At 32.0% G+C, this 26,818-nt stretch carries 26 protein-coding genes; 19 read left to right on the top strand and 7 right to left on the bottom strand.

Annotated features, from left to right (window positions below; all coding sequences use genetic code 11):
• The first annotated feature begins 149 nt into the window (after window positions 1–149).
• Genes AC1B0Z_RS15065 through AC1B0Z_RS15050 form a run of 4 tightly spaced genes read left to right on the top strand, consistent with a single transcriptional unit; the run spans window position 150 to window position 3,381 of the window.
• On the top strand, window positions 150–833 hold the full coding sequence (locus AC1B0Z_RS15065) for a cell division ATP-binding protein FtsE (protein ID WP_483792968.1): 684 nt from the start codon (window positions 150–152) through the stop codon (window positions 831–833).
• Window positions 808–1,578 carry a class I SAM-dependent methyltransferase gene (locus AC1B0Z_RS15060; RefSeq protein ID WP_483792967.1) on the top strand — a complete coding sequence of 257 codons (771 nt, stop codon included), beginning with the start codon at window positions 808–810 and terminating at the stop codon, window positions 1,576–1,578. Before AC1B0Z_RS15065 ends, AC1B0Z_RS15060 begins: the two co-directional genes overlap by 26 nt.
• A complete protein-coding gene (locus AC1B0Z_RS15055) occupies window positions 1,578–2,480 on the top strand; it encodes a glycosyltransferase family 2 protein (protein WP_483792966.1) in 903 nt (300 codons plus the stop codon). The genes AC1B0Z_RS15060 and AC1B0Z_RS15055 overlap by 1 nt, the downstream gene beginning before the upstream one ends.
• On the top strand, window positions 2,473–3,381 hold the full coding sequence (locus tag AC1B0Z_RS15050; protein WP_483792965.1) for a glycosyltransferase family 2 protein: 909 nt from the start codon (window positions 2,473–2,475) through the stop codon (window positions 3,379–3,381). Before AC1B0Z_RS15055 ends, AC1B0Z_RS15050 begins: the two co-directional genes overlap by 8 nt.
• Here AC1B0Z_RS15050 and AC1B0Z_RS15045 read toward each other — a convergent pair.
• The 5 genes from AC1B0Z_RS15045 to typA form a co-directional block, all read right to left on the bottom strand.
• On the bottom strand, window positions 3,350–4,459 hold the full coding sequence (locus AC1B0Z_RS15045) for a glycosyltransferase (RefSeq protein ID WP_483792963.1): 1,110 nt from the start codon (window positions 4,457–4,459) through the stop codon (window positions 3,350–3,352). The two genes, AC1B0Z_RS15050 and AC1B0Z_RS15045, sit on opposite strands and share 32 nt — an antisense overlap.
• Window positions 4,459–6,027 (bottom strand): phosphoethanolamine transferase, encoded by a 1,569-nt coding sequence (locus AC1B0Z_RS15040; protein WP_483792962.1) that lies wholly within the window; start codon window positions 6,025–6,027, stop codon window positions 4,459–4,461. The genes AC1B0Z_RS15045 and AC1B0Z_RS15040 overlap by 1 nt, the downstream gene beginning before the upstream one ends.
• Window positions 6,008–7,309, bottom strand: a complete 1,302-nt coding sequence (locus AC1B0Z_RS15035; protein ID WP_483792961.1) for an O-antigen translocase — start codon at window positions 7,307–7,309, stop codon at window positions 6,008–6,010. The genes AC1B0Z_RS15040 and AC1B0Z_RS15035 overlap by 20 nt, the downstream gene beginning before the upstream one ends.
• 45 nt (window positions 7,310–7,354) lie before the next feature.
• The gene (locus AC1B0Z_RS15030; protein ID WP_483792960.1) at window positions 7,355–8,656 is read right to left on the bottom strand and encodes an O-antigen translocase; all 1,302 of its coding nucleotides are present in this window, start codon (window positions 8,654–8,656) and stop codon (window positions 7,355–7,357) included.
• Between the two features lie 668 nt (window positions 8,657–9,324).
• On the bottom strand, window positions 9,325–11,124 hold the full coding sequence (gene typA, locus AC1B0Z_RS15025; protein ID WP_483792958.1) for a translational GTPase TypA: 1,800 nt from the start codon (window positions 11,122–11,124) through the stop codon (window positions 9,325–9,327).
• Window positions 11,125–11,281: 157 nt separating this feature from the next.
• Between typA and AC1B0Z_RS15020 the strand changes: the two genes are divergently transcribed.
• The 4 genes from AC1B0Z_RS15020 to AC1B0Z_RS15005 all read left to right on the top strand — a co-directional run bounded on the left by AC1B0Z_RS15020 (window position 11,282) and on the right by AC1B0Z_RS15005 (window position 13,599).
• Entirely contained in the window at window positions 11,282–11,488 is a 207-nt protein-coding gene (locus AC1B0Z_RS15020; RefSeq protein ID WP_483792957.1) for a hypothetical protein, read from the top strand.
• Window positions 11,489–11,513: 25 nt separating this feature from the next.
• Window positions 11,514–12,332, top strand: a complete 819-nt coding sequence (gene kdsA / locus AC1B0Z_RS15015) for a 3-deoxy-8-phosphooctulonate synthase (protein ID WP_483792956.1) — start codon at window positions 11,514–11,516, stop codon at window positions 12,330–12,332.
• Between the two features lie 22 nt (window positions 12,333–12,354).
• A complete protein-coding gene (locus AC1B0Z_RS15010) occupies window positions 12,355–13,254 on the top strand; it encodes a sugar phosphate isomerase/epimerase family protein (RefSeq protein ID WP_483792954.1) in 900 nt (299 codons plus the stop codon).
• A gap of 108 nt (window positions 13,255–13,362) precedes the next feature.
• On the top strand, window positions 13,363–13,599 hold the full coding sequence (locus AC1B0Z_RS15005) for a CDGSH iron-sulfur domain-containing protein (protein ID WP_483792952.1): 237 nt from the start codon (window positions 13,363–13,365) through the stop codon (window positions 13,597–13,599).
• A 30-nt stretch (window positions 13,600–13,629) separates the two neighbouring features.
• Here AC1B0Z_RS15005 and AC1B0Z_RS15000 read toward each other — a convergent pair whose 3' ends face one another.
• Entirely contained in the window at window positions 13,630–14,007 is a 378-nt protein-coding gene (locus AC1B0Z_RS15000) for a DUF1801 domain-containing protein (protein ID WP_483792951.1), read from the bottom strand.
• Window positions 14,008–14,393: 386 nt separating this feature from the next.
• Between AC1B0Z_RS15000 and AC1B0Z_RS14995 the strand changes: the two genes are divergently transcribed.
• The 11 genes from AC1B0Z_RS14995 to AC1B0Z_RS14945 all read left to right on the top strand — a co-directional run bounded on the left by AC1B0Z_RS14995 (window position 14,394) and on the right by AC1B0Z_RS14945 (window position 25,402).
• Window positions 14,394–16,733, top strand: coding sequence for a T9SS type B sorting domain-containing protein (locus AC1B0Z_RS14995; RefSeq protein ID WP_483792950.1), 2,340 nt, complete (start codon window positions 14,394–14,396; stop codon window positions 16,731–16,733).
• Between the two features lie 132 nt (window positions 16,734–16,865).
• On the top strand, window positions 16,866–17,477 hold the full coding sequence (locus AC1B0Z_RS14990; protein ID WP_483792949.1) for a hypothetical protein: 612 nt from the start codon (window positions 16,866–16,868) through the stop codon (window positions 17,475–17,477).
• A gap of 300 nt (window positions 17,478–17,777) precedes the next feature.
• Window positions 17,778–18,074 carry a winged helix-turn-helix domain-containing protein gene (locus AC1B0Z_RS14985; RefSeq protein ID WP_483792948.1) on the top strand — a complete coding sequence of 99 codons (297 nt, stop codon included), beginning with the start codon at window positions 17,778–17,780 and terminating at the stop codon, window positions 18,072–18,074.
• Window positions 18,075–18,124: 50 nt separating this feature from the next.
• Window positions 18,125–19,504, top strand: coding sequence for a DUF4153 domain-containing protein (locus AC1B0Z_RS14980; RefSeq protein ID WP_483792947.1), 1,380 nt, complete (start codon window positions 18,125–18,127; stop codon window positions 19,502–19,504).
• Between the two features lie 5 nt (window positions 19,505–19,509).
• Window positions 19,510–19,914 (top strand): hypothetical protein, encoded by a 405-nt coding sequence (locus tag AC1B0Z_RS14975; RefSeq protein WP_483792945.1) that lies wholly within the window; start codon window positions 19,510–19,512, stop codon window positions 19,912–19,914.
• Window positions 19,889–20,518 (top strand): SanA/YdcF family protein, encoded by a 630-nt coding sequence (locus AC1B0Z_RS14970; protein ID WP_483792944.1) that lies wholly within the window; start codon window positions 19,889–19,891, stop codon window positions 20,516–20,518. Before AC1B0Z_RS14975 ends, AC1B0Z_RS14970 begins: the two co-directional genes overlap by 26 nt.
• Window positions 20,515–20,892: a ribosomal maturation YjgA family protein gene (locus AC1B0Z_RS14965; protein WP_483792943.1), complete on the top strand. Its 378-nt coding sequence runs from the start codon at window positions 20,515–20,517 to the stop codon at window positions 20,890–20,892. Before AC1B0Z_RS14970 ends, AC1B0Z_RS14965 begins: the two co-directional genes overlap by 4 nt.
• Window positions 20,880–21,530 carry a DUF1361 domain-containing protein gene (locus AC1B0Z_RS14960; protein WP_483792941.1) on the top strand — a complete coding sequence of 217 codons (651 nt, stop codon included), beginning with the start codon at window positions 20,880–20,882 and terminating at the stop codon, window positions 21,528–21,530. The genes AC1B0Z_RS14965 and AC1B0Z_RS14960 overlap by 13 nt, the downstream gene beginning before the upstream one ends.
• A 9-nt stretch (window positions 21,531–21,539) precedes the next feature.
• A complete protein-coding gene (locus AC1B0Z_RS14955; protein WP_483792940.1) occupies window positions 21,540–22,112 on the top strand; it encodes a hypothetical protein in 573 nt (190 codons plus the stop codon).
• A 4-nt stretch (window positions 22,113–22,116) separates the two neighbouring features.
• Complete coding sequence (gene xrtK / locus AC1B0Z_RS14950; protein ID WP_483792938.1) at window positions 22,117–22,638, top strand: exosortase K; 522 nt, start codon at window positions 22,117–22,119, stop codon at window positions 22,636–22,638.
• Complete coding sequence (locus tag AC1B0Z_RS14945; protein WP_483792936.1) at window positions 22,622–25,402, top strand: MSEP-CTERM sorting domain-containing protein; 2,781 nt, start codon at window positions 22,622–22,624, stop codon at window positions 25,400–25,402. The genes xrtK and AC1B0Z_RS14945 overlap by 17 nt, the downstream gene beginning before the upstream one ends.
• On the opposite strand, the gene AC1B0Z_RS14940 is transcribed toward AC1B0Z_RS14945, so the two are convergent.
• Window positions 25,394–26,602: an NAD(P)-dependent oxidoreductase gene (locus AC1B0Z_RS14940; RefSeq protein WP_483792935.1), complete on the bottom strand. Its 1,209-nt coding sequence runs from the start codon at window positions 26,600–26,602 to the stop codon at window positions 25,394–25,396. The genes AC1B0Z_RS14945 and AC1B0Z_RS14940 overlap by 9 nt on opposite strands.
• Window positions 26,603–26,818: the final 216 nt, after the last annotated feature.

Genomic DNA, 26,818 nt, shown 5'->3' with positions numbered 1-26,818 from the left:
ATTATAAACCGATTTATTAAATGAAAAAAAAACGACCAAAATATGACGATATATTTCATGCTAAAAGCAATAAACAAAAAGAAAAACTGTTTATGGTTTGCGCCATTAAACTTTAAGCTTTAAACTTGTAGTTAGAAACACTTTCTTGCATGTCCGAAACCATTTTACAACTTAAAGATGCCTCTATTTATCAAGGGGAAAACTTGGTGCTTTCAAACGTTAATGTTGAAATAAATAAGGGTGAATTTGTCTATCTTATTGGAAAAACCGGGACTGGAAAAAGTAGTTTTATGAAAACGCTTTATGGGGATTTGCCGCTTATTGAAGGTGAAGGTTTTATTGTAGATTATGATTTAAAAACGCTAAAAGAAAAAGACATCCCTTTTTTGAGACGGAAGCTCGGTGTAATTTTTCAAGATTTTAAATTATTGATAGACAGAACCGTAAATGATAACTTACTTTTTGTTTTGAAAGCCACAGGCTGGAAAGACAAAGACAAAATGACAACCAAAGTGGAAGAAGTACTCACTAAAGTGGGTATGAAAACCAAAGGGTTTAAGTTTCCTCATGAACTTTCGGGTGGTGAGCAACAGCGTGTTGCTATTGCCAGAGCTTTATTGAACGACCCTGAATTGATTTTAGCCGATGAACCCACAGGCAACCTAGATCCTCAAACCAGTGTAGAGGTTATGGAAGTGTTGCAGGATATCAACAAAAATGGAAATACCATACTTATGGCCACACACGATTATGCATTGCTTTTGAAGTATCCAAGCAAAACATTGAAGTGTGATGAGAATCAGGTGTATGAGGTGGTACAAAGGAAAGGGTGATACGATGTATAAAGCTATAAAAGGATTTGTTAAAACTATAATTCCTAAAAGTTTTATTTACAAAAATGAAATGTTTTTTCGTTCTATATACGCTTTGCTTTACTTTGGCAAAAAGCATGAATGTAATATCTGCAGTAAAAGCTTTAGAAAATTTATTGAATTAGACAATAAAGACTTAATGTGTCCAAATTGTGGAAGTTTAGCTAGAAACCGAAGACTTTGGCATTTACTTAAACACCAAAACACCATTAACGGCCACCTGCTTCATTTTTCTCCATCAAGATGTCTCTACCGAAATCTTAAAGAAGAAAACGAGATTGACTATTACAGTACCAACATTGACGATGATTTTTTTGCAGATTATAGATTCGACATTACAAATATCAATCAACCAAATAACAGTTTTGACACAATAATTTGCTATCATATATTAGAACATATTATTGATGACGAAAAAGCAATGAAAGAGCTTTATAGAGTCTTAAAGTCCGATGGGACGGTGTATATCCAAACACCTTTTAAAGATGGAGATATCTATGAAGATTTTTCTATAATTTCCAAGGCTGATCGGTTGGAGCATTTTGGACAAGAAGATCATGTAAGAGTCTATTCAATAAAAGGGTTAAAAAAACGTTTAAAAAACGTGGGCTTTTCAGTAAAAGAATTAAGTTTTCATCACAATGACGAAACAGCTCACAAGCTTGGTTTTAAAATACCAGAAACGATAATAACCCTAGGCAAATAATGCTTTCTATATTAATACCTATATATAATCGCGACATTGAAGATTTAGTTGATGAAATTCACCAACAAGCCATAAATTGTGATATTGATTTTGAGATTATATGTTTGGACGATAACTCCCAACTATTTTTAAATGAAAATAAAGCTACACTTGCTAAGCTTTCAAATACATCTTTAATAACTTCAAACATAAATTTAGGAAGAGCTGCGGCAAGACAAAAACTTTGCAATGCTTCAAAATACAACTGGTTGCTATTTTTAGATGCTGATGTTTTACCAAAACACAATACGTTATTGCAGAATTATATTGATACTATTCCATCTGGATATGATGCGTATTTTGGAGGTTTTGCATACTCAAAAAACACACCTAACCATAAAAATAGGCTGAGATGGATATATGGAAAAAAATATGAAGAGGTAAAGGCCAACGTGCGTAATTTAAGACCGTATCGCCTTATTATTTCGGCTAATTTTTTAATAAAAAAAGATGTTTTTAAAACTATATCTATTAATATTGATAAAAAAGCTTATGGTTTGGATAACTATTTTGCATCATTACTACGACAACAAAACAGGAGGGTATTACATTTAGATAATGACGTTTATCACCTAGGCCTGGAAACAAATAAAATCTTTTTAAAAAAAACTGAAGATGCCATTGCTACACTACTTTGGGCTTTTAACAACAAAAAGATGCATAAACACGATCACAAATTACTTACTGTGTTTCTAAAATTGAAGAAGTTTAAACTTAATTACGCTTTTTCATTGTTATACCCAATTTTTGCAAGCCCTCTAAAAGGCATATTATTAAGTAGCAAACCTAATATTTACGTATTACAGCTTTACAAACTTTTCTACATTTGTTATAAAGATTTAAGACCTTTGCGTAATGACTAGACCGCCTTTTTTTTCGGTAATTATTCCTCTTTACAACAAAGAAGCGTTTATTGCAGATACCTTAAAAAGTGCGTTACACCAAACATATCAAAGTTTTGAGGTTTTGATTGTTAACGACGGCTCTACTGATGAGAGCCTTAACATAGCGAGTTCTTTTAAGGATAAAAGAATTACCATTTTAAACCAAGATAATAAGGGGCTCTCAGCAGCCAGAAATGTTGGCATAAAACATGCTAAAGCAAACTATATTGCATTTTTGGATGCTGATGATTTGTGGAAAACTGATTATCTGGAAACTCAATATAAATTAATCTCTAATTACAATGATGAATCTGTCTTTGCTACAAATATAAATCTATTAAAACCAAAACTATCCCCAAATCTACTGCCTAAGCCTTACAATACAGGGTTTCAAAAGAAAATCACCAATTATTTTGAATTGTGTGAAAATATATTTGGCCCAAGCTCTTTAGTTTTAAGAAAAGAGGTTATGGCAACTATTGGTTTTTTTAATGAAGGCATTACATACGGGGAAGGTGATGAGTTTTTTATTAAATGCTTTCAGAACTATAATTTGATTTACTATACTTTACCAAAGGTATTATACAGAACAGGTATAAAAAACCAATTAACCGCACCAAATAAAAATAGTATACGTATAATCCCTGATTATGAAGTATTCCTTAAAAACAACACGAATTACGCTTTAAAAAAGTATATAGACTTTGTGCATTACAAACTTGTTGTGTTGTACAAGATGGAATTAAACCATGAAAACGTAAAGTTTTATAAGAAAAAAATAACTCCTGAAAACTTAACTTTTATGAGAAGAGTTAAGTATTATTTGCCAACAAATCTTTTTTATTTTTTTAAATCTGTTTATCTATTTTTAAAGAAATAGCGTTTAAAAAACTTAACCAATCGTCTTTAATTGATTCCAATTTATAACGCTCAATACTTGCTTTAGCATTTGTTTTGCAGTGGTTATACAGTACCGTGTTTTCAGTCATCAAGTCCATTGCTACCTTTAATTCGGTGAAATCTTGATTTTTTACCAGTAACCCATTTTCTTTATTTGTAATAATTTCTGAAGGTCCAGATTGACAGTTAAAAGATACAACTGGTGTTCCGCATGCTAAAGACTCTAATAAAGCTCTAGGAAAACCTTCATTTGCACTAGCTAAAACCGAAAATTTAGCGTGCTTCATATAATTAAATGGATTTTCCGTAAAAGGTAATAATCGCACATAATCTTCCAATTTTAATTTTGAAATCAAACTCTTCAATCCCCGCTCTTCAGAACCACTTCCCAAAATAACCAACTTTATGTTTTTTCTTGGCAAAACTGTATTAGCGTATGCCTTTAATAACTTATCAAATTGTTTCACAGGCTCTAATCTGCCCACAGCAACAATAAAGTCTTCATTATATTTGAATGCTTCTTGAGATTTGATATTGATGTGCTCAATATCTATTGGGCTATAAATTAGGTCTACATTTTTGAAACTAAAGTTGTCTTCAATACGCTTTTTAATTTCTAAAGACACCGTATTAATGCTTAAATATTTTTTGTAGATATATCTTGAAACAAAAAATGGTTGAGGGAAATACCAATCAATGTTGTAGCTTCTCACCATATTTATCATTTGCTCTGGGTTAAAGACAATAAAGTTTAAAACAAGTTCTCGTAAAACTGATTGTTTTATTCGAAAATCAAGAATAGTATCAAAATTATGATGCTTTAGTTGTTTTCGTAAATGCCAATACCTGTTTAGTTTATTGAATGTTGTACCTGATGTGTTTTTAAATGACCCAATATTAATAAGCTCTCCTTTGTAAGGATATCCGATATCATCAAAAATTGTAATAATGTAAACATCATGCCCAAGATCTGATAAAATTGTTGAAAGTAAGCCTGCTGAACGCTCTGCCCCTCCTTTATTTAATTTTTCAATAAGTATGCCTATTTTTAATTGCATTACTGTTTCAAAAAATAATTATCAAAATTTATATCGTTCACAACAATTCGTTCTCTTTTCTTGAACGTTTCACTAAAAATACTCCTGCCTTTATCCATGTTCTTATGCATAACTCCAAATAAATGACCAACACTTTCGTAAAGATGATCAGCCATAAATTTTCTGTTCTTTTGGTACTCAAAATCGGCAGGTTTTTCAAAATCCTTAGAAGTCCAAACCAAAAAAGGAATTTCAAACATGTTCTGTTTTAAATTAGCTTCATTTCTACCAAAAAAATCTCCATAATCATAGACGTTCTCTCCATGATCAGACAAATATATAAAGGCACTTTTCTTATTTATTTTTTTCAATTCGTCTAATATTGAAAACACAATAAAATCATTATATAAAACTGCATTATCATAATAAGATCTTATTTTTTCCTTTTCTGTATCATCTGCAGGTTTAAATTTGTTAAATGATTCTGGATAGCGCTTTTTATAATCAAAATGAGTCCCTATAAGTCGAAATATTATTACCTGTTTTCCTTCATGTTTTAATATTTGCTTATAGTCAGGTAGCATTACTTCGTCTAAAATCGAGGTATGTAAAAAGTCTATATGATTAAAAAACTTAAAATAATTTGCCGTGGATGCGATTTCGCTAATGGCATTATCGTGATAACCTATAGGAACTTGATTTGATAACCAAAAAGTTTTGTAACCTGCACCTTTAAAAACATTTATTAAACCTGTAGTTGCTCCAATTTTTTCATCTTGAGATATAGAAGTTAACATTTTAGGAATGGACTTTAAAGTTAAAATATCCGTTGATATCACATTATCATACACATATAAGTCTTCTTTTATAGAGTTTAATAAAGGTGTAGTTGGTTTTTCATAACCATATATTTGCATATGGCCACGCGCGGTAGACTCGCCTAAGACAATTACCAAAACGTCATTAGCCCTAGTAATATTTAAATCATTTTCATCAACCTTACCTGCAGACAGTTTAAAGTTATTCTGCAATTCAAAATAACCATAAGCTCCTCTAACAATATTATGATATGCATTGCTTTCAATTAAACCTGTAAATTTTAGAAAAGCAACGGTAAAACCTGTAAAGACTATTGAAAAAACTAATCTGTTTTTCCTTTGATGATTAACAATATGTTTTCTTAAAAAGAAAAATGAAATTACAGCAATTGTGACATAAAGCACTATTTTATAATTGAAATATGATGATGCAAACTCACTAAATTCATCCTTTGACGTTTCTATCAAGACATACATGAATGAAGACGTAAAATTAGATGAAACAGCAATATAGGAGGTGGTCTCTAAAACAAAGTAAAATACATAAACGGCTACAAAAAGTAGAGCTATTAGAGATTTGCGTATACTTACTACCAGAATTAATATTAAAAGATAAAATATTAAATCTTCTATAATTTCATCACCAGTAATTAATTCGAAACCTGAAAAAAGAATAATAAATATGTATTTACAAATCAGAGGAAAAAAAAGTAAAAAACTTGTTTTTTTTAAGCTTACATCCATGAAAGCTTTAATCTTTTGTAACATCATTCTTCTCTTTGTTAATAAAGTAGGCGTAAACGAATATAGCTACTAAAAATAAATAAATAACATAGCTTAGCGCGTAGGCTTTTACAATGCCTTCCACTCCATACATATCGATAAATGTCATACTAAAAAAATAGAATAACAAATTAAGTAAGCCATTACAAATTAAATAAGCCCATACCATTTTTTTTGCATGAAACTGCTTGACTAAAGCTATCGCTAAAATACTAATAAAGTCTCCCACCAACTGCCAAAAAAACAAATTTGACGTTGGCAAAAACTCTTCGTTTAAAAGTAACTTTAAAATAAATGCTCTTAAAAAAAATATTATGGTGAAACCTATTAACAATAAAGGAATACATAAGGCATAAAAACCTTTTAACTCTCTCTTAAACTCGCTAAGTTTATCGGTTTTTGAAAGCCTAGGCAACAAATAAAAAGAGGTTAAACTAATAAAAAACATCAAGTAAAAGTTAGAAATTCTGGTCATAGCCTCCCAATATCCTGCTTCATTCACACTTAATTTATCTATTGCGCCATTTCTAATTAACAAAACTGTTATAGATACGATTGCGCTTGAATACATTGCCATAAAAAAATAAGCTCCCATGTCTTTTGTGACCTTTAAAGAAAAAAGATGAGGCTTGAATATTTGTAACACTATTTGCCTTTGTTTACTTAGAACTAATAAATTGATGCAAAAAACTAAAATAGGTCCAACAAGCATACCTATCAAAGCTCCAACCAAATTATATTGAACAATAAAGATTATTGAAACAATCACGTTTCCTAAACTCAAAACGGTGTTTACAAGAACTAATTTTTTATAGTTTTCAAGTCCGTTTAAAATATAGATAATAATAAGATTGAAAGACCAAAACGGCAGGGCTACACCAACAATTTTTAATACAAAAGCATACTCTACTGTTTTGAATAAGTATAAGCTACATTTTACCGAAAAGCACCATAAAAGGAAGGCTATTACAACAGAAAACACAAGGCTTAACTGCAATACAGTCGCATAGATTTTATTCTTTCTTAATTCGTCTTCACTATGTTCTGAAACATACTTTATTAAACCATTTTGATACCCTTCTGCAGTAAAACTTGATAAAGTTCTAACAAAACTTTTAAGATTTCCTAACAGAGCCAATCCCGAAGGCCCTAAAAAAATAGCGACAACTTTAGATGTAACAACTCCAGATACCACTTTAACAATAACTAGAATTGCATTATAATAAGAAGCTTTTAACAAACGTGTAGAATTGAAAAACTTAGTTTTCATTTATAACTAGTAAGTAAGTGTTAATATACAACTTATATATTGGCATCAACTATTTTGTTCTTTAACTACTCCAAAAAGAGAACTTCCAAATATTAATAAGATAACTCCATAATACATCAAATAGCTAACAAAATGACCAATTACCGCACCCTCAACACCATAAATTTTTATAAAATAAATACTAGTAGTGTATAAAATTATGACTAAAAAAGCTTCTGTAATAATGTAATGCCAGAACATTTTTTTAGCCAAAAATTGGTATGCGATTATCATAGATAACACTTTAACAAAATCGCCCAAAAGCTGCCATAAAAATAAATCTTCTACTGGTTGAAACTCCTCAGTAAATACAAACCTGACTATAAATGGACGTAATAAATAGATAAGCAACAGCCCAAGCGCAAAATAGGGTATTATAGTTTTATATAATGAAAACACTTCTTTCTTAAACTCTCTTATATCATTAATTTCAGAAAAACGCGGAATGATATATAAGCCTAATAAAGAACTAACCATCATGAGGTAATATTTCGATACCCTAAGCATTGCCTCCCAAAATCCTGCATCTTTATAACCAATGGTGTCTATAATATGAGAACGAATAGCCAATATAACTAGCGGCAATATAATAGCCGAAAACAGGGCCATCCCGGAATAAGAACTTAGCTTTTTCAAATAGTTAAAACTCACATGTCCAACACTTATTAATGGCACCAAGCTTTTTCTATTAATGATACCGACTAAGGTGATTAAGAATATAAGAGATTCTGAAATGGCAACAGAAATCAACGCACCATCCAATTTGTTTTGATATATTAATAAAAGTGCCACACATAAACTTAAAACTTGCCCAATGATATTTATTATGATTAAGATTTTATACTTAGAAAACCCGTTCATAATAGAAAATGCAAACATATTAAGTGCATAAAAGGGCAGCACAATGGCGAATATCTTTATAACATATTCATAGTCGTTATATGTTGGGAAAATTAGATCATTAATAGTTTCTGCTTGAAGGTAGCAGAAAAAAGAAACAAGAATTGTCATCACAAAACCAACATAGTAAACTGTTGATAGTGTTTTGCTAAGCCTGACTAGGTCGTCTTTAAAATCATTAACATACTTAACTACTCCTTTGTAAAACCCAAGGGTAGCAAAAGTTTGAGCAGAAGCCACAAAATTTCTAAGATTCCCGACAAGAGCTAAACCTTCTGCACCAATCATGACAGCAATAGCTTTTGATGTCAACAAACCTGCAATTACTCTTGTAAAAACTGCTGCAGTTTTTAGTGAAGTAGCCTTTACTAAAACCTTAGAACTTATATAATCTATTAGTTTTTTCAATTAGTCTAGTTGTTATTCTTAAACTATTACTATTACTAAATTTTGAGAGGGAATTGGTCGTTTATTGATTTCAAATATACAAAATGATTTATGTTCACGTCAGCGAAACCAGAACTCAAGATTATTGAGCTTTATACTTATTAAATATCACTTCTCCATTCTCGTTTATGTATTCATAAACGTCATCAGGAGTATTTTTATTTATTATGGCACAACTTTTATTTTCCGTCATAGTTTCAATATTTATCTGAACTAATAAATATGGCAAAAACATTTAAAGGCAATTTATTTGGTGTGTTTATTAATTTATCGTTGCAATTTAATATTCAAAACAACCTTTTTAAGCTTAAAGAGATATCTAAACAAAATTATATTTAACCTAATTTTTTTTACATAACAAATAATAGAGATTCACTAAAAAAATGGCCGTATTTGCAATTATTATGGGCAAACCTATCCTTAATGTTGGCAGTAAAAACCCATAGATAATAAATAGAATACAACCAACCATATTCACCATACGCAGTACTCCGACAGATTTCATCGCAAAAGATAATAATACCATTAACGATGCGAGATAACCAACAAATTCCGTTAATGTTATTCCGAATAGCTCCATAGCATGCCTATTATATTTAGGTATAATACCCCAAACTAGGTTTACTTAGTTAAATACTTTTATTACGCTTGCGCTCTACTTCAGTAAGATATATTTTTCGAAGTCTTAAATGATTTGGTGTTACCTCAACATACTCATCTTTTTGAATGTACTCTAAAGCTTCTTCCAGAGAAAATTTGATAGCTGGAACAATTTTAGCCTTATCATCGGCCCCAGCAGAACGTACATTACTTAATTTTTTTGTCTTCGTAACATTAACGGTCATATCATCGCCACGGGAATTTTCACCAATTACCTGTCCTTCGTAGATATCCTCACCCGGATCTATAAAAAATTTACCTCTTTCTTGTAATTTATCAATAGAATACGGAATTGCGGTACCATTTTCCATAGACACCAAACTTCCATTTTGACGTTCTGGAATACCACCTTTTACTGGCTGATATTCTTTAAAACGGTGCGCCATAATAGCCTCACCAGCTGTTGCAGTCAATAGTTGATTTCTTAATCCAATAATTCCTCGTGATGGTATTAAAAACTCACAAACCATACGATCTCCCTTAGCTTCCATACTTAGCATTTCGCCTTTTCGCATGGTCACCATTTCAATGGCTTTACCTGAAACATGCTCTGGTAAATCAATAGTCATTTCCTCAACAGGCTCACATTTTACACCATCAATTTCTTTTATAATCACTTGTGGCTGACCGATTTGCAATTCATACCCTTCACGACGCATCGTTTCAATTAAAACAGATAAGTGTAAAACACCACGCCCAAATACCATAAATTTATCGGCGCTATCCGTCTCTTCAACTCTTAGTGCTAAGTTTTTTTCTAACTCTTTAGTTAAACGCTCCTTTATATGTCTAGAGGTTACATATTTGCCATCTTTTCCAAAGAAAGGCGAATCATTAATAGTAAACAACATACTCATTGTTGGTTCATCTATGGCAATAGTTTTTAAGCCCTCCGGATTTTCCCAATCGGCAACAGTATCACCAATTTCAAAACCTTCTAAACCAACTAGAGCGCAAATATCTCCAGCTTGAACCTCTTCAACCTTCTTACGTCCTAAACCTTCAAAAGTGTGTAATTCTTTTATTCTAGACTTCACTACAGAACCATCTCTTTTCACTAAAGAAATATTTTGATTCACCTTTAACTCACCACGAGTTAACCGCCCAATTGCGATTCTTCCTGTAAAAGATGAAAAGTCTAAAGATGTAATTAACATCTGTGTTGTACCTTCTTCAATTTTTGGAGAAGGAATATGGTCTATTACCATTTCCAATAATGGCTCAATATTGTCAGTTTCATTTTGCCAATCCTCACTCATCCAATTGTTTTTGGCAGAACCATAAACCGTTGGAAAATCCAGTTGCCATTCTTCAGCACCCAGTTCAAACATTAAATCAAACACTTTTTCGTGGACCTCATCAGGTGTGCAGTTTTCCTTATCTACCTTATTGATAACCACACAAGGCTTTAAACCTAAATCAATAGCTTTTTGCAGTACAAAACGGGTTTGTGGCATCGGGCCTTCAAAAGCATCTACTAGCAACAACACACCATCGGCCATATTTAAAACACGCTCTACCTCTCCACCAAAATCGGCGTGACCAGGTGTATCTATAATGTTAATTTTAGTATCCTTATATATTACTGAAACATTCTTAGATGTAATGGTAATGCCTCTTTCACGCTCAAGATCATTATTATCCAAGATTAAGTCTCCCGTATTTTCGTTCTCACGAAATAGTTGGCAATGGTACATAATTTTATCTACCAGAGTAGTTTTTCCATGGTCTACGTGAGCGATTATAGCTATATTCTTTATGTTGTTCATAGTCAATACCTTGTTAAAGCCTGCAAATGTACTGCTTATTTTAACACTTTAACCAAATTGCCATAATATTTAGTTAATTAAATGTTATAATGACCTTTTTAAAAAACTATTTTCAAATAATTCTCGTTTAACCATAAAACAAATAACATTTACTTCTATGAATATCTCCCAAATTAAAGACAGTTTATTTTTTATAGGTATAGCATTACTTTCCTTTGTTGTTTTAGAAATTATTACTTCTTTTACTGAAATATCACAGCAAACAAAACAGGCGATTCTATTTGTTGGTGTTTTAGCAATTACAAATATTTCTACAGTGCTTTGGTTAATAAGAAATTATAGAAAAGAACGTATTAATACGTAACTTTGTGGCTTAAACGTTAAGCCAGATGCAACTCAAAGAAGTTCCAAAATTAAAACACACAAACTCCAATAACTTTTTTCTCTTATGCGGTCCTTGCGCTATTGAAGGCGAAGATATGGCTATGCGTATTGCCGAAAAGGTAGTTACTATTACTAACAAACTTGAAATTCCATATATATTTAAAGGCAGTTTTAAAAAGGCTAATCGTAGTAGAATTGATAGTTTTACTGGTATTGGAGATGAAAAAGCCTTAAAAATTCTTCAAAAAGTATCAAATACTTTTGATATACCCACTGTTACAGATATTCATGAGGTTTCTGATGCTAAAAAAGCTGCTGAATATGTTGATGTGCTTCAAATTCCAGCTTTTTTGGTTAGACAGACCGATTTAGTTGTCGCTGCTGCGGAAACAGGCAAAGTGGTGAACCTAAAAAAAGGGCAATTTATGAGTCCTGAAGCCATGAAACACGCAGTGCAAAAAGTAAAAGATACCGGTAGCGATAAAGCGTGGATAACGGATAGAGGCACCATGTTCGGTTATCAAGATATGATTGTTGATTTTAGAGGTATTCCAACTTTGCGTAAATTTGCGCCAACAGTTTTGGATGTTACCCATTCGCTACAACAACCTAATCAATCTGCTGGAGTTACGGGAGGAAGACCCGATATGATAGAAACCATTGCAAGAGCTGGAATAGTAAACAATGTAGATGGTTTGTTTATAGAAACTCATTTTGACCCAGCCAATGCTAAAAGTGATGGTGCAAACATGTTACATTTAGATAATCTTGAAGGCCTATTAACCCGATTAGTGGCTATTAGAAAAACAATTACTAGTTTATAATTAACTTCAAATTGTTCCAATTATGAAAAAATCAAGAAGAGCCTTTTTACAAAATATAGCGGTAGCACCTCTTATTTTAAGTGCTGGTAATCTAATGGCATTTCCCAGTAAAAACGAAACTCCAAAGAAAAGCAGAGTACAATATAGTGTTAATGCATACTCTTTTAACACTATGCTTAGAAGTGGGGAAATGACATTTTTTGACATGATGGAATTTGCTGCCGATATTGGTTTAGATGCTGTAGATTTAACTGGGTATTACTTTTCATCTTATCCTGAAAAACCAGATAACCAAACGCTTTTTACCCTAAAACGAAAAGCCTTAGAACTGGGGTTAGATATCGCCTGGACTGGCGTTAGAAATGATTTTGTAACACCAAATAGCGATAGTCGAAATTCCGACAAGGCCCTTATTAAAGATTGGTTAGAGGTATCTTCAAAACTAGGAGCTACTATTATGAGGGTGTTTACTGGTAGAAATAAAAGCGATGTTTTTACTAAAGAAGACATCAAAGAATGGCTCGTTAGCGAGTACAAAGCATGCGCAAAATATGGCGAAGAGCATGGTGTAATTGTAGGTTTGCAAAATCATGACGAGTTTTTATTTACAAGTGATGAAGTTATTGATATTATTAAACGCGTAAATTCTGATTGGTTTGGACTAATACTAGACTGTGGTAGTTTACCCTCTGATGATCCCTATGCTGAAATAGAAAAACTCGCACCTTACGCAAACTATTATTTTGTAAAAGAGCATGTAAAAACAAAAGACAGTACCAAAGTACCTGCCGACATAAAAAAAATAGCAAGCATTATTAAAAACCACAACTATAGAGGTTATGTCTCTTTTGAAAGTCTTGCTGAGGGCGATACCAAAGCTATTCTAAAAGACATGTTACACACCTTTCAATCGGTTATTTAATTCCAAAATAATTTAGAATCGTTATTAAATACGCTAGTTTATCCTAGAAATTTCTAAATGCTATGTAATTATTGGTATTTTAGAATTGTAATTAATTAATGATTCATCATGGACAATAATAAAAGAGGCGGAGATTCGCCAATACAATGCGAATTAGAGGCTAATAAAAACTATGCTTGGTGTACATGCGGGCATAGTGATGACCAACCATTTTGTAATGGATCTCACAGAGCTGCAAAAGCTACACCGTCAATGGTATTTAGCGTTGATGAAGACAAAGCTGCTTGGTTGTGTACCTGTAAACAAACTAAAAACCCGCCTTATTGTGATGGGTCTCATAATTAAAAAGTTTACGTAATTATATAGCTTAAAAAGCTATTTTCGTTTTTTCAGAATTAGCTTAAAAGGATTAGTATTGATTTCCAGTTGTTTTTGTAACACATAAACAATCACCTCATCATTTATATCTTCAACGCATTTGTAACGTAAAGATCGTATTGATTTTCGGCTTCCAGCCACAAAATACTCCGTATACCTTTCCATGTCTTTAAAATGCCAAAAGGCTAAATCTACATAATCTTTGGATTGATTTAAAAAGCATAAAGGGATGCCATTATTATAAAAGAAAGGAATACGCCATTTGTATAACATTTCTGCGTTAGGTGCAACCGCTTCAATAATTGCTTGCAACTGTAGCAAGATTGTTTTATATGGTTCTTCTTGTTTTAAAATATAGGCTTCGGCTGGATTCATATTGTTAAAATAATCAATTACTAAGCAGAATTAATAAACCAATTTATATTTTTTTAACAACAATAAGAACCTTATCAAAAAAGTTTATTTGTATTGAAGCGTCTGTTTCATCATTTTAAATTTTAAAAAAGAGTGTCTAAATATTTTATATTTATGTAATCTCCATTTGGTCATAACAATAGCGATTAATATCGACCTTTTAACGATTAAAGATAACTTTAACAAATTGCAAATACAAAAAATGTAGTGTTTTCATTATTTTCGTGATAAAATTGCAACAAGTTACCCGAAATTTACGCGAAAAAAGTACATATGGCTTTTATAATTGTAAATTTTAAAAACTGCCACATACACCAACTAAAGTATATCTTAATCGTCAAAGGCTCATGAACCGACTTTTATATACTATACTTTTTATTTCCCTATTTACAATATTTAGCATCGTTGCGCAAAACGAAAGAAATCGTTGGTATTTTGGGCAATTAGCAGGAATGGAAGTAAAGAACAATACTTATACAAGTATAAATGACAATAGCATACAAAGGCAAATTACCTTTGGGGTTACACTAGGTCCTAATAATATTATATGTGCTAATGATGATAATGGAGATTTAATGTTCTATTCAGATGGTAATAGTTTTAAAAATCGTTTACATCGCAATATGCTTAATTCTCCAACTAACGAAAATATAGCCTTTTATTCGCAAGCCGCTGTAGTAAGAGCCCCAGGAAATACCGATAGATTTTATGTTTTCACCATTCTTCAAGATGGAACAGTAAACAGATTAACATATACAGTTGTTGATATATCTTTAGATAACGGATTGGGCGGTGTCGTTAGAAATAAGAGACATGTTCGTATGGCGAGGGGTGCTGGAGAACATCTGGCAATAGCAAGACATAAAAACGGGAGAGATGTTTGGTTAATTACAACAATGAATGGAAATTGTACGGCATACCTTATAAACCAAGCTGGTATTTCACCTTCTTCAATAAGTTCGGATTTAGGTTTATCTGTTGCCCATAGCAGTAGGATACTAAAACACGGTATGATGCAAGTAGCTCCAAATAACGAGCTCGTAGCCGTTGCATTTCCCCGTATTCAAAAGTTTTTCTTGCTAAAATTCAATAATTTAAACGGCAGATTAGAAATCCTTTACGAAGAAGAAAATTTAAATCAAGTTGTTGAGGAAACACCGGGTATATCCTTAATGAGTTTAGAATTTTCGGCGAACAGCGCAATGCTATATGCGGCTTATACTGGCGATGGTGTTAAGCAATATAGTTTAGCGGATTTAAATAATATTCCTCCCCCGCTTACCGTAGCTACCAAATCTTACGCACATTTAAAACGCGGTCCTAATGGTAAAATTTTCAATATTCAATCTGGTGCGTCCTTCATAGGAGCCATAGAAAATCCTGAAGTCCTTGGGCGAGGATGTAATTTTAATGACAATGTATTAGAACTAAGTGGTAGCAATTTAACAGATTTACCCACTTTTTTATTACCAAAATCTGCCGAGGGTATCTCTTATGTGAATATATGCGAAGGTGAAACAACCGAATTTACACTAACTGGAGCCTCTAATACGCCAGCATCATCCATAAACTGGGATTTGGGAGACGGTACTATTGCACAGGGAACAAACGTATCGCATACCTACAAAGTCCCTAATACTTACACAATTACTGTGAACATAACAAAAAATGGTATAACAACAGAAACTTTTACTGAGGAAATCACCATTTATGCTACACCACAGGTTAATACTCCCCAAACCACTTATTTGTGTTCTAGTGAAACACCTGTTTATATGTTTGAATTTAGTGAATATATAATGGAAGGGTTAAATCCTCTTGATTTTCAAATTAGTTACTACAAATCATTAGAAAATGCTGAATTAAAAAAAGACGATATTTTAGATTTAATACCTGAAATAGGCCAACAAACAGTATGGGCAAGAATAGAAAATAAATTAAGCCCCTCATGTACTAATATTATTAGTTTTGATATTGTTATTCCAGAGTTTATTACTATTGACATTGCAACTGAACAATACATGTGCGATACAGATGCGGGGTTGACCTTAACCGCGCCCGATGGCTTTATAAATTACTCTTGGTTTCCAGGAACCGATACCCAGAATCTTTTTATTGAGGAATTTGGTCGCTACAGGTTAACCGTAATTAAAGATCTTGGAGAATTTACCTGTGAAGCACAAACCACAATAGAGGTAAAACCAGGAGATCCAATGCCAGCAATTGAAGAAATTAAGATATTAGATTGGAGCCAAAACCATAACACGATACAAGTTGTTTTAGAGGAAGATGGTAACTACGAGTATTCTGTAAATGGAGAAGATTACCAAACGTCCCCAATATTCACCAACCTTCCTTTAAATGACTACAAAGTTTATGTTAGAGACGCTAATTGCCAGAGAGAAGTTGTAAGTGATGAGCTGTTCTTGTTGTACTACAATAAGTTTTTTACGCCAAATGGTGACGGGATTAATGATTATTGGCAGGTCATAAACTCAACTAGAGAAAAAGATATAGAAGTTCAAATTGTTAATCGATATGGCAGGACGGTAGCTACATTAGATTACAATGATCGCGGGTGGGATGGTAGCTACAAAGGTTTACCTCTGCCTAGTGATGATTATTGGTTTAGAGTTGTTAGAAACAATGGTGATGTGCGCTTTGGACATTTTACGCTAAAGCTCTAGCGCTGTGTTTAAACAAGCTTCAAACGGTTACTCCAAATAATTCTAAGCCCCTAAATTAATTATGTTAATTTTCTATTATAATTTTTTTAGTATTTATTTTTTCTTTTACTTTGTATTTCAAAGTACTTTAAAATGGATTCAAAAGATTATCTAAAAGACATTAGCGAGATTAAAAATATGATGAATAAATCCTCTCGCTTTATTTCACTAAGTGGATTGTCTGGAATTTTAGCTGGAGTTTATGCATTAATAGGTGCTAGTATTGTTTACTGGCTAGTAACAAATTACAGTTATGGTATATTAAAATTAGATGGATGGGTATTCGAAACTTGCTTATTTATTCTATGTATGGTCGCCTTTTTAAGTATTGTAACTGGAATATTTCTAACCACAAGAAAAGCTAAAAAAGATGAAGCGAAAATCTGGGATAGTACTTCAAAGCGTTTAGTGTTTAACTTTTTGATTCCACTTGTTGTTGGCGGTATTTATATTTTAATCATTTTAAGTCAAGGTAAATACGGGCAATCGGGAGGTTTAATGTTGATTTTTTATGGATTAGCTTTAGTAAATGCATCAAAATATAGTATTGGAGATATTCAATATTTAGGCTACGTTCAAATAATTCTTGGATTAATTGGAGCCTATGAACCTGGATACGGCTTTTGGCTTTGGGTAATTGGTTTTGGTTTTATGCACATAATTTATGGTACTTGGATGCATTTTAAATATGACGTTAAAAAGTAAGCAGTATTCAGTTGCAGTCCTTATAGCTATCGGGATCAGTATCTTTGAATTGGTAAATTAAATCAATATAGAAATCATTTTTTAAGTTTGGAAAATATAGGGTTTTATTTAGTTGTTTCTTTATTTTATTTAATAGTTTTTGGGATTCCAGTATTATTAAGTTTTACAATCTATAAATTAATAAAAAGAAATACTTCAAATAGAAGTTTAAAACTATTAGCATTAATTCCAATAGCTTGTTTTGGATATTGGATAATATTTTATAACTAAAAACAGATTCCTACCTGCGCAGGAAGTAGCATGAGTATCATAAACAACATAAATAAACTTTTTGATCACCGTATTAGGCTAGGTATCATGTCTATTCTAATGGTAAACGAATATGCTGATTTTAATATGTTGAAAGAACTTTTAGGAGCTACAGACGGCAATTTGGCAAGCCATACCAAAGCACTTGAAAAAGCTGAATATATAAAAGTAGAAAAACAATTTATAGGACGAAAACCCAATACCCGCTACTCTACCACAAAACTTGGTAGAGCTGCATTTAAAAAACATATTGAAGCTCTAGAGGCTATTATAAATAAACAGAAATAAATTTTTTTATCATTTTACTTTGAAATTCAAAGTACTTTAAATTAAACAAAATGAAACAAATCCCATTAATTATCGGCGCTATTATATTTAGCACACTATTCCACAAACAAGGCATTGGTTTAAACTTGTCGGTCTTTAGCATTTTAACCACCATCATTTTGGTGCTTTATAATAAGGCTGCATTTAAAGAGAGGAAAACCATTGTATTTACTGTACTTTATCTTATTACTGCTGGAGCTATTTTTATTTATAACAACACATTATCCATAGTTGCAAACACTATCGCTTTTGTTTCTCTTGTTGGGTTAGTTTCCGAACAAAATGCTTCTATTTATGTGAATTGGCTTAATGGACTATATTCATTTATTGCTGGTTTCTTTCATAGAAATTTTGGTGTGAATGAAAAAGAACAGACAGTAGAACCTATAAAAGAGATAGACTATTTACATCTCACCAAAATTATTGGTATTCCTTTGGTTGTTCTTATCGTTTTTATTGCCCTATATAAAAATGGTAACCCAATGTTTAATAATTTAATAAACGGTATAGATTTTTCCTTTATTAATATTCAGTGGGTTTTGGTTGCATTTTGCGGTTATTATTTATTAAGCAATATTTCAAATCCAGTTGTTGTGAATCCCGCAACATCAAAAGATATTCAAATAGGAAATAATCTTCAATATAAAATTCAACAGGATAACGAAAATCTTAAAAAAGAGCACCAGCTTGGTCTCGTTTTAATATCGGCTTTAAATACACTTATTTCAGTATTCCTGATGACGGATATCTTATCTCTTATTTCTTTAGAAGATATTAGCGCATCAATATTTTCCAATCAGGTGCATAGTGGTATTAATGCGTTAATTGCTTCTATTATTATAGCTATTATCATCATTCTTTATTTTTTTAGAGGAGATCTTAACTTTTATAAGAAAAATAGGAGTTTAAAACTGGTTGCATATACTTGGATTTCACTAAATGCAATTCTAGTAATTAATATCGTTATTAAAGATGCACAATATATTTACTATTTCGGTTTAACCTACAAACGTATTGGCGTTTTAGTTTATTTATTGCTCACGGTAATTGGACTAGTTACCACATTTATAAAAGTTAAAGACCTTAAAAACTTTTGGTATTTATTCAGAATTAATACTGTAACTGCTTTTACAATTTTAGTCATCTCTTGCACCATAAATTGGGATAGTTACATCACCACATATAATTTGAATTACGCAAAATCGATGGATTTCAATTACCTGATTGAGCTTTCAGATAACAACACTTTCATCTTAAAAAATTATTTAGATGAACACCGTTTAGATGACGAAAAAGCATTAGCCATTAATCGAAAATATAATTCATACATCACTGAATTAAAGCAAAAATCATGGCAAGAATCTCAATTTGATAACTTCAAAATTGATTAGAAATTATGGATACACCTTTAGCCATATTAAAAGCAACGTGTATGTCCTTCGTTATTTTTTGGACAATCCTGCTTACTGAAGAACGATTCATTATGGATATTCTACCCTATATGTTTTTATCTGCTATTCCAATAGCATTATGTTGTATGCTTACCATCTGCTTTACAATAGCTCCATTTTTCTGGTCAAAGAACGAGAATACATCTTTAAAAAAGGTTTATAACACTTATTTCCCGTTTCATGCTATTGCCTTATTTGGAATTTGCACATACATGCTTACAACATCCAATTTTAAAATATTTCCTGTAGCTTTTATAAGCTCCGCTTTTTTCACTTTACTAAAATCATGGCATTGGCTTACCCAAATCCCTAAAACAAAAACACATGAAATACCTAAAGAAACTCATTAAAATTGGCATCGTTGCCATTGTTATAATTTTGTCTATAGACCTAGCAATAACACATAAGGCAAAACCTTTTCTTTATGAAAATGTCGAGGAATTAAACAATAACAAAGTAGGACTTGTTTTGGGTGCAGGCAAATACACCACTCATGGCAACATCAATCTTTATTATAAATACCGATTGGAAGCTGCGGTTTTATTATTCAATTCTGGTAAAATCAACTTTATATTAGTTAGTGGCGACAATGGCAGAAAGGATTACGATGAACCGTCTGATTTTAAAAACGACCTCATCAAAAATGGTATTCCTGCTGATAAAATCTATTTAGATTATGCAGGTTTTAGAACATTAGATTCTGTGGTAAGAGCCAAAAAGGTTTTTGGGCTTACAGAATTCACAATAATTTCTCAAAAATTTCATAACGAACGTGCTTTGTTCTTAGCTAAACAACATGATATAAATGCAGTAGCCTTTAATGCTAGAGACATGAAAGGTAAATATGGTTTAAAAACAAAACTTAGAGAATATCTAGCAAGAACAAAGGCCGCATGGGATATTCTGTTTCATGTAAAACCAAAGTATTTAGGCAAGAAAATTGAAATTGTATGAGAATTGATAGAACATACTTGTTGCTCACAGTAATTCTTCTTATAACAGAAGTACTCATAGCCCTATTTCTAAAAACTGGCTTTATTCGTCATACTGTTGGTGACTTTCTAGTTGTAATTCTCATGTATAGTTTTTTTAAAATTTTTATTGAAGACAATCATTTTAAAATAGCTATATCTGTTTTAGCATTCGCTTTTGTTATAGAATTTTTGCAGCTCACCAATTATCTAAAGCTATTCAATTTACAAGATAATTATTTCGCAAAATTGATTTTAGGCAGCTCATTTCATATCTCAGATTTAGTGGCTTACACTCTCGGTATCATTACCGTAATAGGCTTAGAATACAAAATATATAAACTATGGATTACGTAAAAAACCTCTTTTTGTCCCGATTCAAAACGTTTGCATTAGTAAGCGTTTCCATGCTATTTAGCATCATTTTATTAATGATTAGAATGAAGTTAACACATTCATTCTTCTACTTGTTTTTAGTATGGAATTTATTTCTAGCAGCCATTCCCTTTGCCATAACCACATATTTAATAAGTATCCCCAAACCTAATAGGTTGTGGTTAGTACTTTGTTTTGGGGTTTGGCTGCTTTTTTTACCAAATGCGCCGTATATCGTTACAGATCTATTGCATTTAAAAATGGGCAACACCTCACTTTTATGGTTAGATGTTTTAGTTGTTTTATCCTTTGCCAGTAATGGACTATTACTTTTTTTCTTGTCGGTTTTAGATATGCAGAGTATTCTAAAACCTTATATAAGTGCTTCTAAAATCAAGTACTTAATTTTTAGTCTCTTTTTCCTAAATGGTTTTGGTGTGTATCTTGGGCGGTTTTTACGTTACAATTCTTGGGAAATATTAAGCAATCCTAAATATTTATTTGAAGATATTTTTACCATCCTATTACAACCGTTTTCTAATCCAGAAGCTTGGTTATTTACATTTCTATTTGGTCTCTTTTTAAGTTTAGGGTTTTGGATGTTTAATAATTTAAAATAATGTCGACTTATGAACACTCTCAGAATCATAGTCCAAATTTTTGTCGTTTTCATAATTGGAAGCATTTCTTTGGTATTGCTTTACTTTAAAATACCAGGAAACGACGAGGTGTGTGATGCAGGTCAAGGTTATTATATAACCATTTGGGGAATTTTTTACTTAACATGTATCTCATTCATTATTAATTCATCGATATTTTATGAAAAAGGTTCTTGGAAGAGATACAGATTATATGCAATAAGAATAACAACAATAATCATTATCCTCAGTTTTTCGTTAAAGGGTATTTTGAAAATGGCACTTTATGGTATACAGGAAATCACCATCACCGAAAAAATCGGCAATGGTTTTACTTCTTTCTTAAAACTCAAACTTTACAAAAATGGCAAATTTTTCTGCTATACCTACGATGCCAGTTGTGAACAGGAAACTTTTGGCAAATACACTATTGTAAATGATACGGTTACATTAAAATTCAAAAGTGAAAAATCTGATTATTTAGGAACAAAATTGGTAATCAACGATAAGAAAGTGACTTGTCTGGATTGTAGTTATGATATAAACTTCACTATTGAAAACTAATAATATGAGATTCATCAAAAATTCCACATATTACATGACAGTGTTCGCCTTATTCATTATCCTAAAATTTGCATACGCTAATGCCGAAAACAACGACCTATATTTTCTTTTGAAACCTTTAAACCAAATCATTGGTTTTGTTTTAGAATCTTCATCAATTTACTATCAAGACATCGGGTTTTACCATAAAACACTTAACATAACCATCGATAAATCTTGTTCGGGTTTCAACTTTTTACTGCTTTCATTTTTAATAGTATCCCTCTCAAATCTGAAAGTTTTAAAATCTCATTTTCAAAAAATAATTGGAATCCCATTTGCTCTTATAATTGCATTCATTTTTACACTATTTGTCAATGCGTCACGAATTCTAACCTCAATACTTATAGAAAAGAAAACCAACTTGAATTACAGCTGGCTGCATGAAGCCGAAGGTACATTTATTTATGTATCCTTTCTCATCCTTTTATACCTATTCATTAATCATATAAAATACAAAATACATAGTCATGAAAAACTTGCTTAACCCAAAATGGCTATTGGCCATCAACTCTATTCCTGTACTAATTTTATTTCTTATTTATTCTAGTGAGTACCATGTCATCAAATCCCTTTTGGAAGGCGAAAATATTAAGCTCTGGCTTAATTTTGGTGGCACCCTGTTATTTTTTTCTATTCTGTTTATTGGTTACTCGGTTTTCCTAATTCATAACAAAAAAAGCATCTCAATTTATTATGCGTTTTCGGCACTAATAATTTACACTGCTTTCCTATATACCTACAGCTTACACAGCAATGATATCATACCTTGGAATATTCCCAGATGGATGATATCAAGCGATGCCATACTATATCCAGGTACATTTTTAATGCCTACATTAATACATGCCCTTTTTGTGATTGTATTAAAGCTGACTTCTAAAGAGAAAAATCACAAAGCATGGAAAAACTTTGTTATAGTGATACTTGTTCCAATATTCACATACACGTTTTTACAAGTCATTCTCCCGCTATGGAAACCTGTTAACTATAAATTCAGGGACCACGTATTTACCATATTTTGTGTTTTAGGTGTGATTGTATTCTTATTCTTCTTAATAAGAGGCATCTACGTAATATCTTTAAAAAAAGGAAAGAGCAGAAAGGAATTATACTTTATTATGAAACTTCTAATAGGATTGCTTTTCCCAATACTAGGCCTATCAATAAATGCTAGTTTTGGTGACGTTTTTGGCAATTTTACTAGTGCATGGTTTTTTATAATTTCAGTTGTAAATGGGGTTTTATTAGTGATACCACCTCAAAAAAATGCAAAACATAGACTTGTTTTATTTATTGCCAGATGCATTACATTTTCGTTTACGTTTTACTTTTTCCTTGTATTCCTTCCTTATTTACCACTATCTGTAATTGCAATAATTGCCATTGGCGCAGGGTTTTTGATGCTTACGCCTTTAGTATTATTTGTAATTCATACTCAAGAACTTTCTATAGATTTTAAATACTTAAGTAACTTTTACAAAAAACCCACTTTATATCTTGCTTTAATACTAGGGTTTCTAGTATTACCAATCGCAATTAGCATTAACTATTCAAGCCATAAATACACCCTAAATAAAACTTTAGACTTTATTTATGCCCCAGATTATGCCAAAGATTACAATATTAACATCACTTTACTAAAACGAACTTTAGAAACCATAAAACTTACAAAATCCAGAAGACGCGATTTCTTCATGGGGTCGCACACCCCATATTTATCCAACTATTTTCATTGGTTGGTTTTAGACAATCTCACCTTATCTGATGCCAAAATAAATACCATTGAGAACATCTTTTTCAAAGCTGAACCACCTTTTAGACTTAGGGAAGAACGTCTTAGAAATCAAGACGTACAAATCTCTAATATTTCGTCAAATAGTACATATAATGAAACTGAAAAATCTTGGACCAGCTGGATTGATATTGAAATTACCAATGCCAACACTAACAACTTTACTTCTGAATATGCTACCACAATCGATTTACCAAACGGTTGTTGGATTAATGATTATTACCTATACGTTGGAGGTAGAAAGGAAATGGGGCTTTTAACTGAAAAGAGAGCCGCTATGTGGATATTTTCAGAAATTAGAAATATCAATCGAGACCCTGGATTATTGCATTATAAAACAGGCAACAAAGTGGCTTTTAGAGTGTTTCCATTTGCTAAAAATGAAGTTCGCAAAACAGGAATTCAGTTTATCCATAAAGACCCGGTAATCATAGATATTGATGGATATAAACTAAATTTAGGTGAAGAGATTAGCAATTCTATAACTTCAAAAGAAACTGGAGTTATTTACCTTTCAGCCGAAGAAAAATCAAAACTACAAACTGTAAAACGCCAGCCATATTATCATTTTATAATAGACACTTCAAAAGACAAAGATTCTTTGATTGAAAACTATAAAACTATTCTCTCTAATTTTTTATCAAAAAGCGAGTTAGATATTGAAAACGCTAAAATTAGTTTTACAAATACCTTCACAACTACACAAAATTTTAATGAAGATTGGGTGGCAAGCCTAAATAATCAAACCTTTGAAGGTGGTTTCTACCTTGAAAGAGCCATCAAAAAAATTCTTTTCGGTACTTACACAAACACATCCAATAACTACCCCATAATTGTTGTAGTAACAGATAATATGCTAGATGCTATTGTTGAAAAAAACTTTGCCGATTTTAAAATTTCCTTTCCTGAAAGCAATATGTTTTATCACCTTAACACCGTAGGATATTTAGCTTCTCATAATTTGAGTAAAAACCCAAAACAAGCCATTAATGATAACACTTTTATTCATACAAATAATGATGTTTTAGCATACCCAAATTCAAATAACCCTACAGCTTATCTTCCAAACGATAGTCAACCATCTATAGTCTTAAAAGACTCCATTTTTATGCTTGACGAGACTAGCATGGGCTCAAATTGGAATACAGGACTACAATTACAAGGTAAATGGCTATCCGACGTATTTTATCCTGAAAATGGAGATAAGGATTGGTTAACTTCTATTCAACACAGTTTCAAATCTAAAATTATGACACCATTAACGTCTTACATTGTTGTTGAAACCGAAGCCCAAAAAGCAGCCTTATTACGAAAACAAGAACAAGTATTAAAAGGCAAAAAATCTTTAGACTTGAATGAACGATCGCAACGTATGTCTGAACCAAGTTTATTTATTCTAATAATACTTTTAGGAGTATTTGCTCTAATAAAACGCAAAAAACTTAATTTACTCTAAACCATCCACATAGTCCTGTAAATAACTAAAACGCTGGGTGAGTTTTCCGTTTTCTGTAATTTTAGCACGTTCAAGGATGCCATCTTTATCATTATTGAAAAAAGCTGGTATCACATGCTCCAAAAACATCTCACCAAAACCTTCGCTGGCGTCTTGTGGTAATTCACAAGGGAGGTTATCTACTGCCATAACGGTAATAGCGTTTTCGTTTTTGTAATCAACCTCAGATTCGGTTTCTGGGTCATAACCATAAATAGGTTCTGCTATGGTTGAAGCTCGTAATGTCGTGGCTACTGGCCCATCAACATCGCAACTAATGTCTGCCACTACTTTAATGTTGAAGTCAGGTGATTTTACATCAGCTCTTGTGTATAGATATGGCGCACCATCTCCGTAAAAATGACCTGCAATATAATAATCGGTAACTTTTGCAAATCGCATAAAGTTAGACTCGTACTTTTCTGGATGATTGAAAAAATCGAAAACATCCGTCACGTTTGTTCCATCCAATCGTTTATTGTAATCTAAAACATCTATTTTACAATACACGGGTTCGTCAAAACTTCGGTTTAAAAAATCATCCACTGAAACCGATTTGATATTCATAGCATCCAGCATTTCTTGAGAACCTCTTGCTACTTTACCACTTCCTGTGAGTAATATTTTGATCTTTGGCACGTCAATTTTATTCAACTCATCAATTAATGCGGCTTTATTTGGTAACGGGCCTGCTTTTGGTAATTGCCATGAATAGTATTTTAAGCCCCACGCTCTAAATCCGTTATAGGCACCAACAATACCTGCATAACGTCCAAAACCTATTAATCGGAATCCTTTTTCGTTGACTATGGTTTCATGGTCGTAGAGTTCTATATTTTTTTCTAAAATAGCTTGCAAAAGTTTTCTGTTGTAGGGTTGCTTTTTAATGGTATGCGAAAAGAAAAAGTATTTTTTGTTCGGAATAAGGGCGTCTATTGGCACTTCTTTTACACCTATCATGACATCACAATCTGACACATCTTCTGATACTTCAAAACCTTTGGATTTGTATGCCTCATCTGGAAACACGCGAATATCTGAAGCTTCTACTTTAAAAGTTGCTTCTGGATATTTTGCTTTAGCTTCTTCTAGTTTTGATGGTGAAAATACTACACGACGGTCGGGTGGGTTTTTGCGTTCTTTGATGATGGCGAATTTCATTTTGGTTAATGGTTAATGGTTAATGGAATTACACTTTTTACTTTATGCTGCCAATTGTAGACTGAGCACTGAGTACTGCCTACTTGTACTGCCAACTGCAAATCTGGAATAATTTTTGCTCTAAATTAGTTGGATTTGTCATGATTAGCAAAGTTTTTGGTAAATTTGCCGCTTGCGTTAGGGATAGAAGCGGCATCCTTTTGCTTTTTTGCAAAA

The organism is Hyunsoonleella sp. J2K-J805 (genome assembly GCF_057167125.1).
The sequence above is the reverse complement of the archived record's forward strand: the minus strand, read 5'-3'. Positions and strand labels throughout refer to the sequence as shown.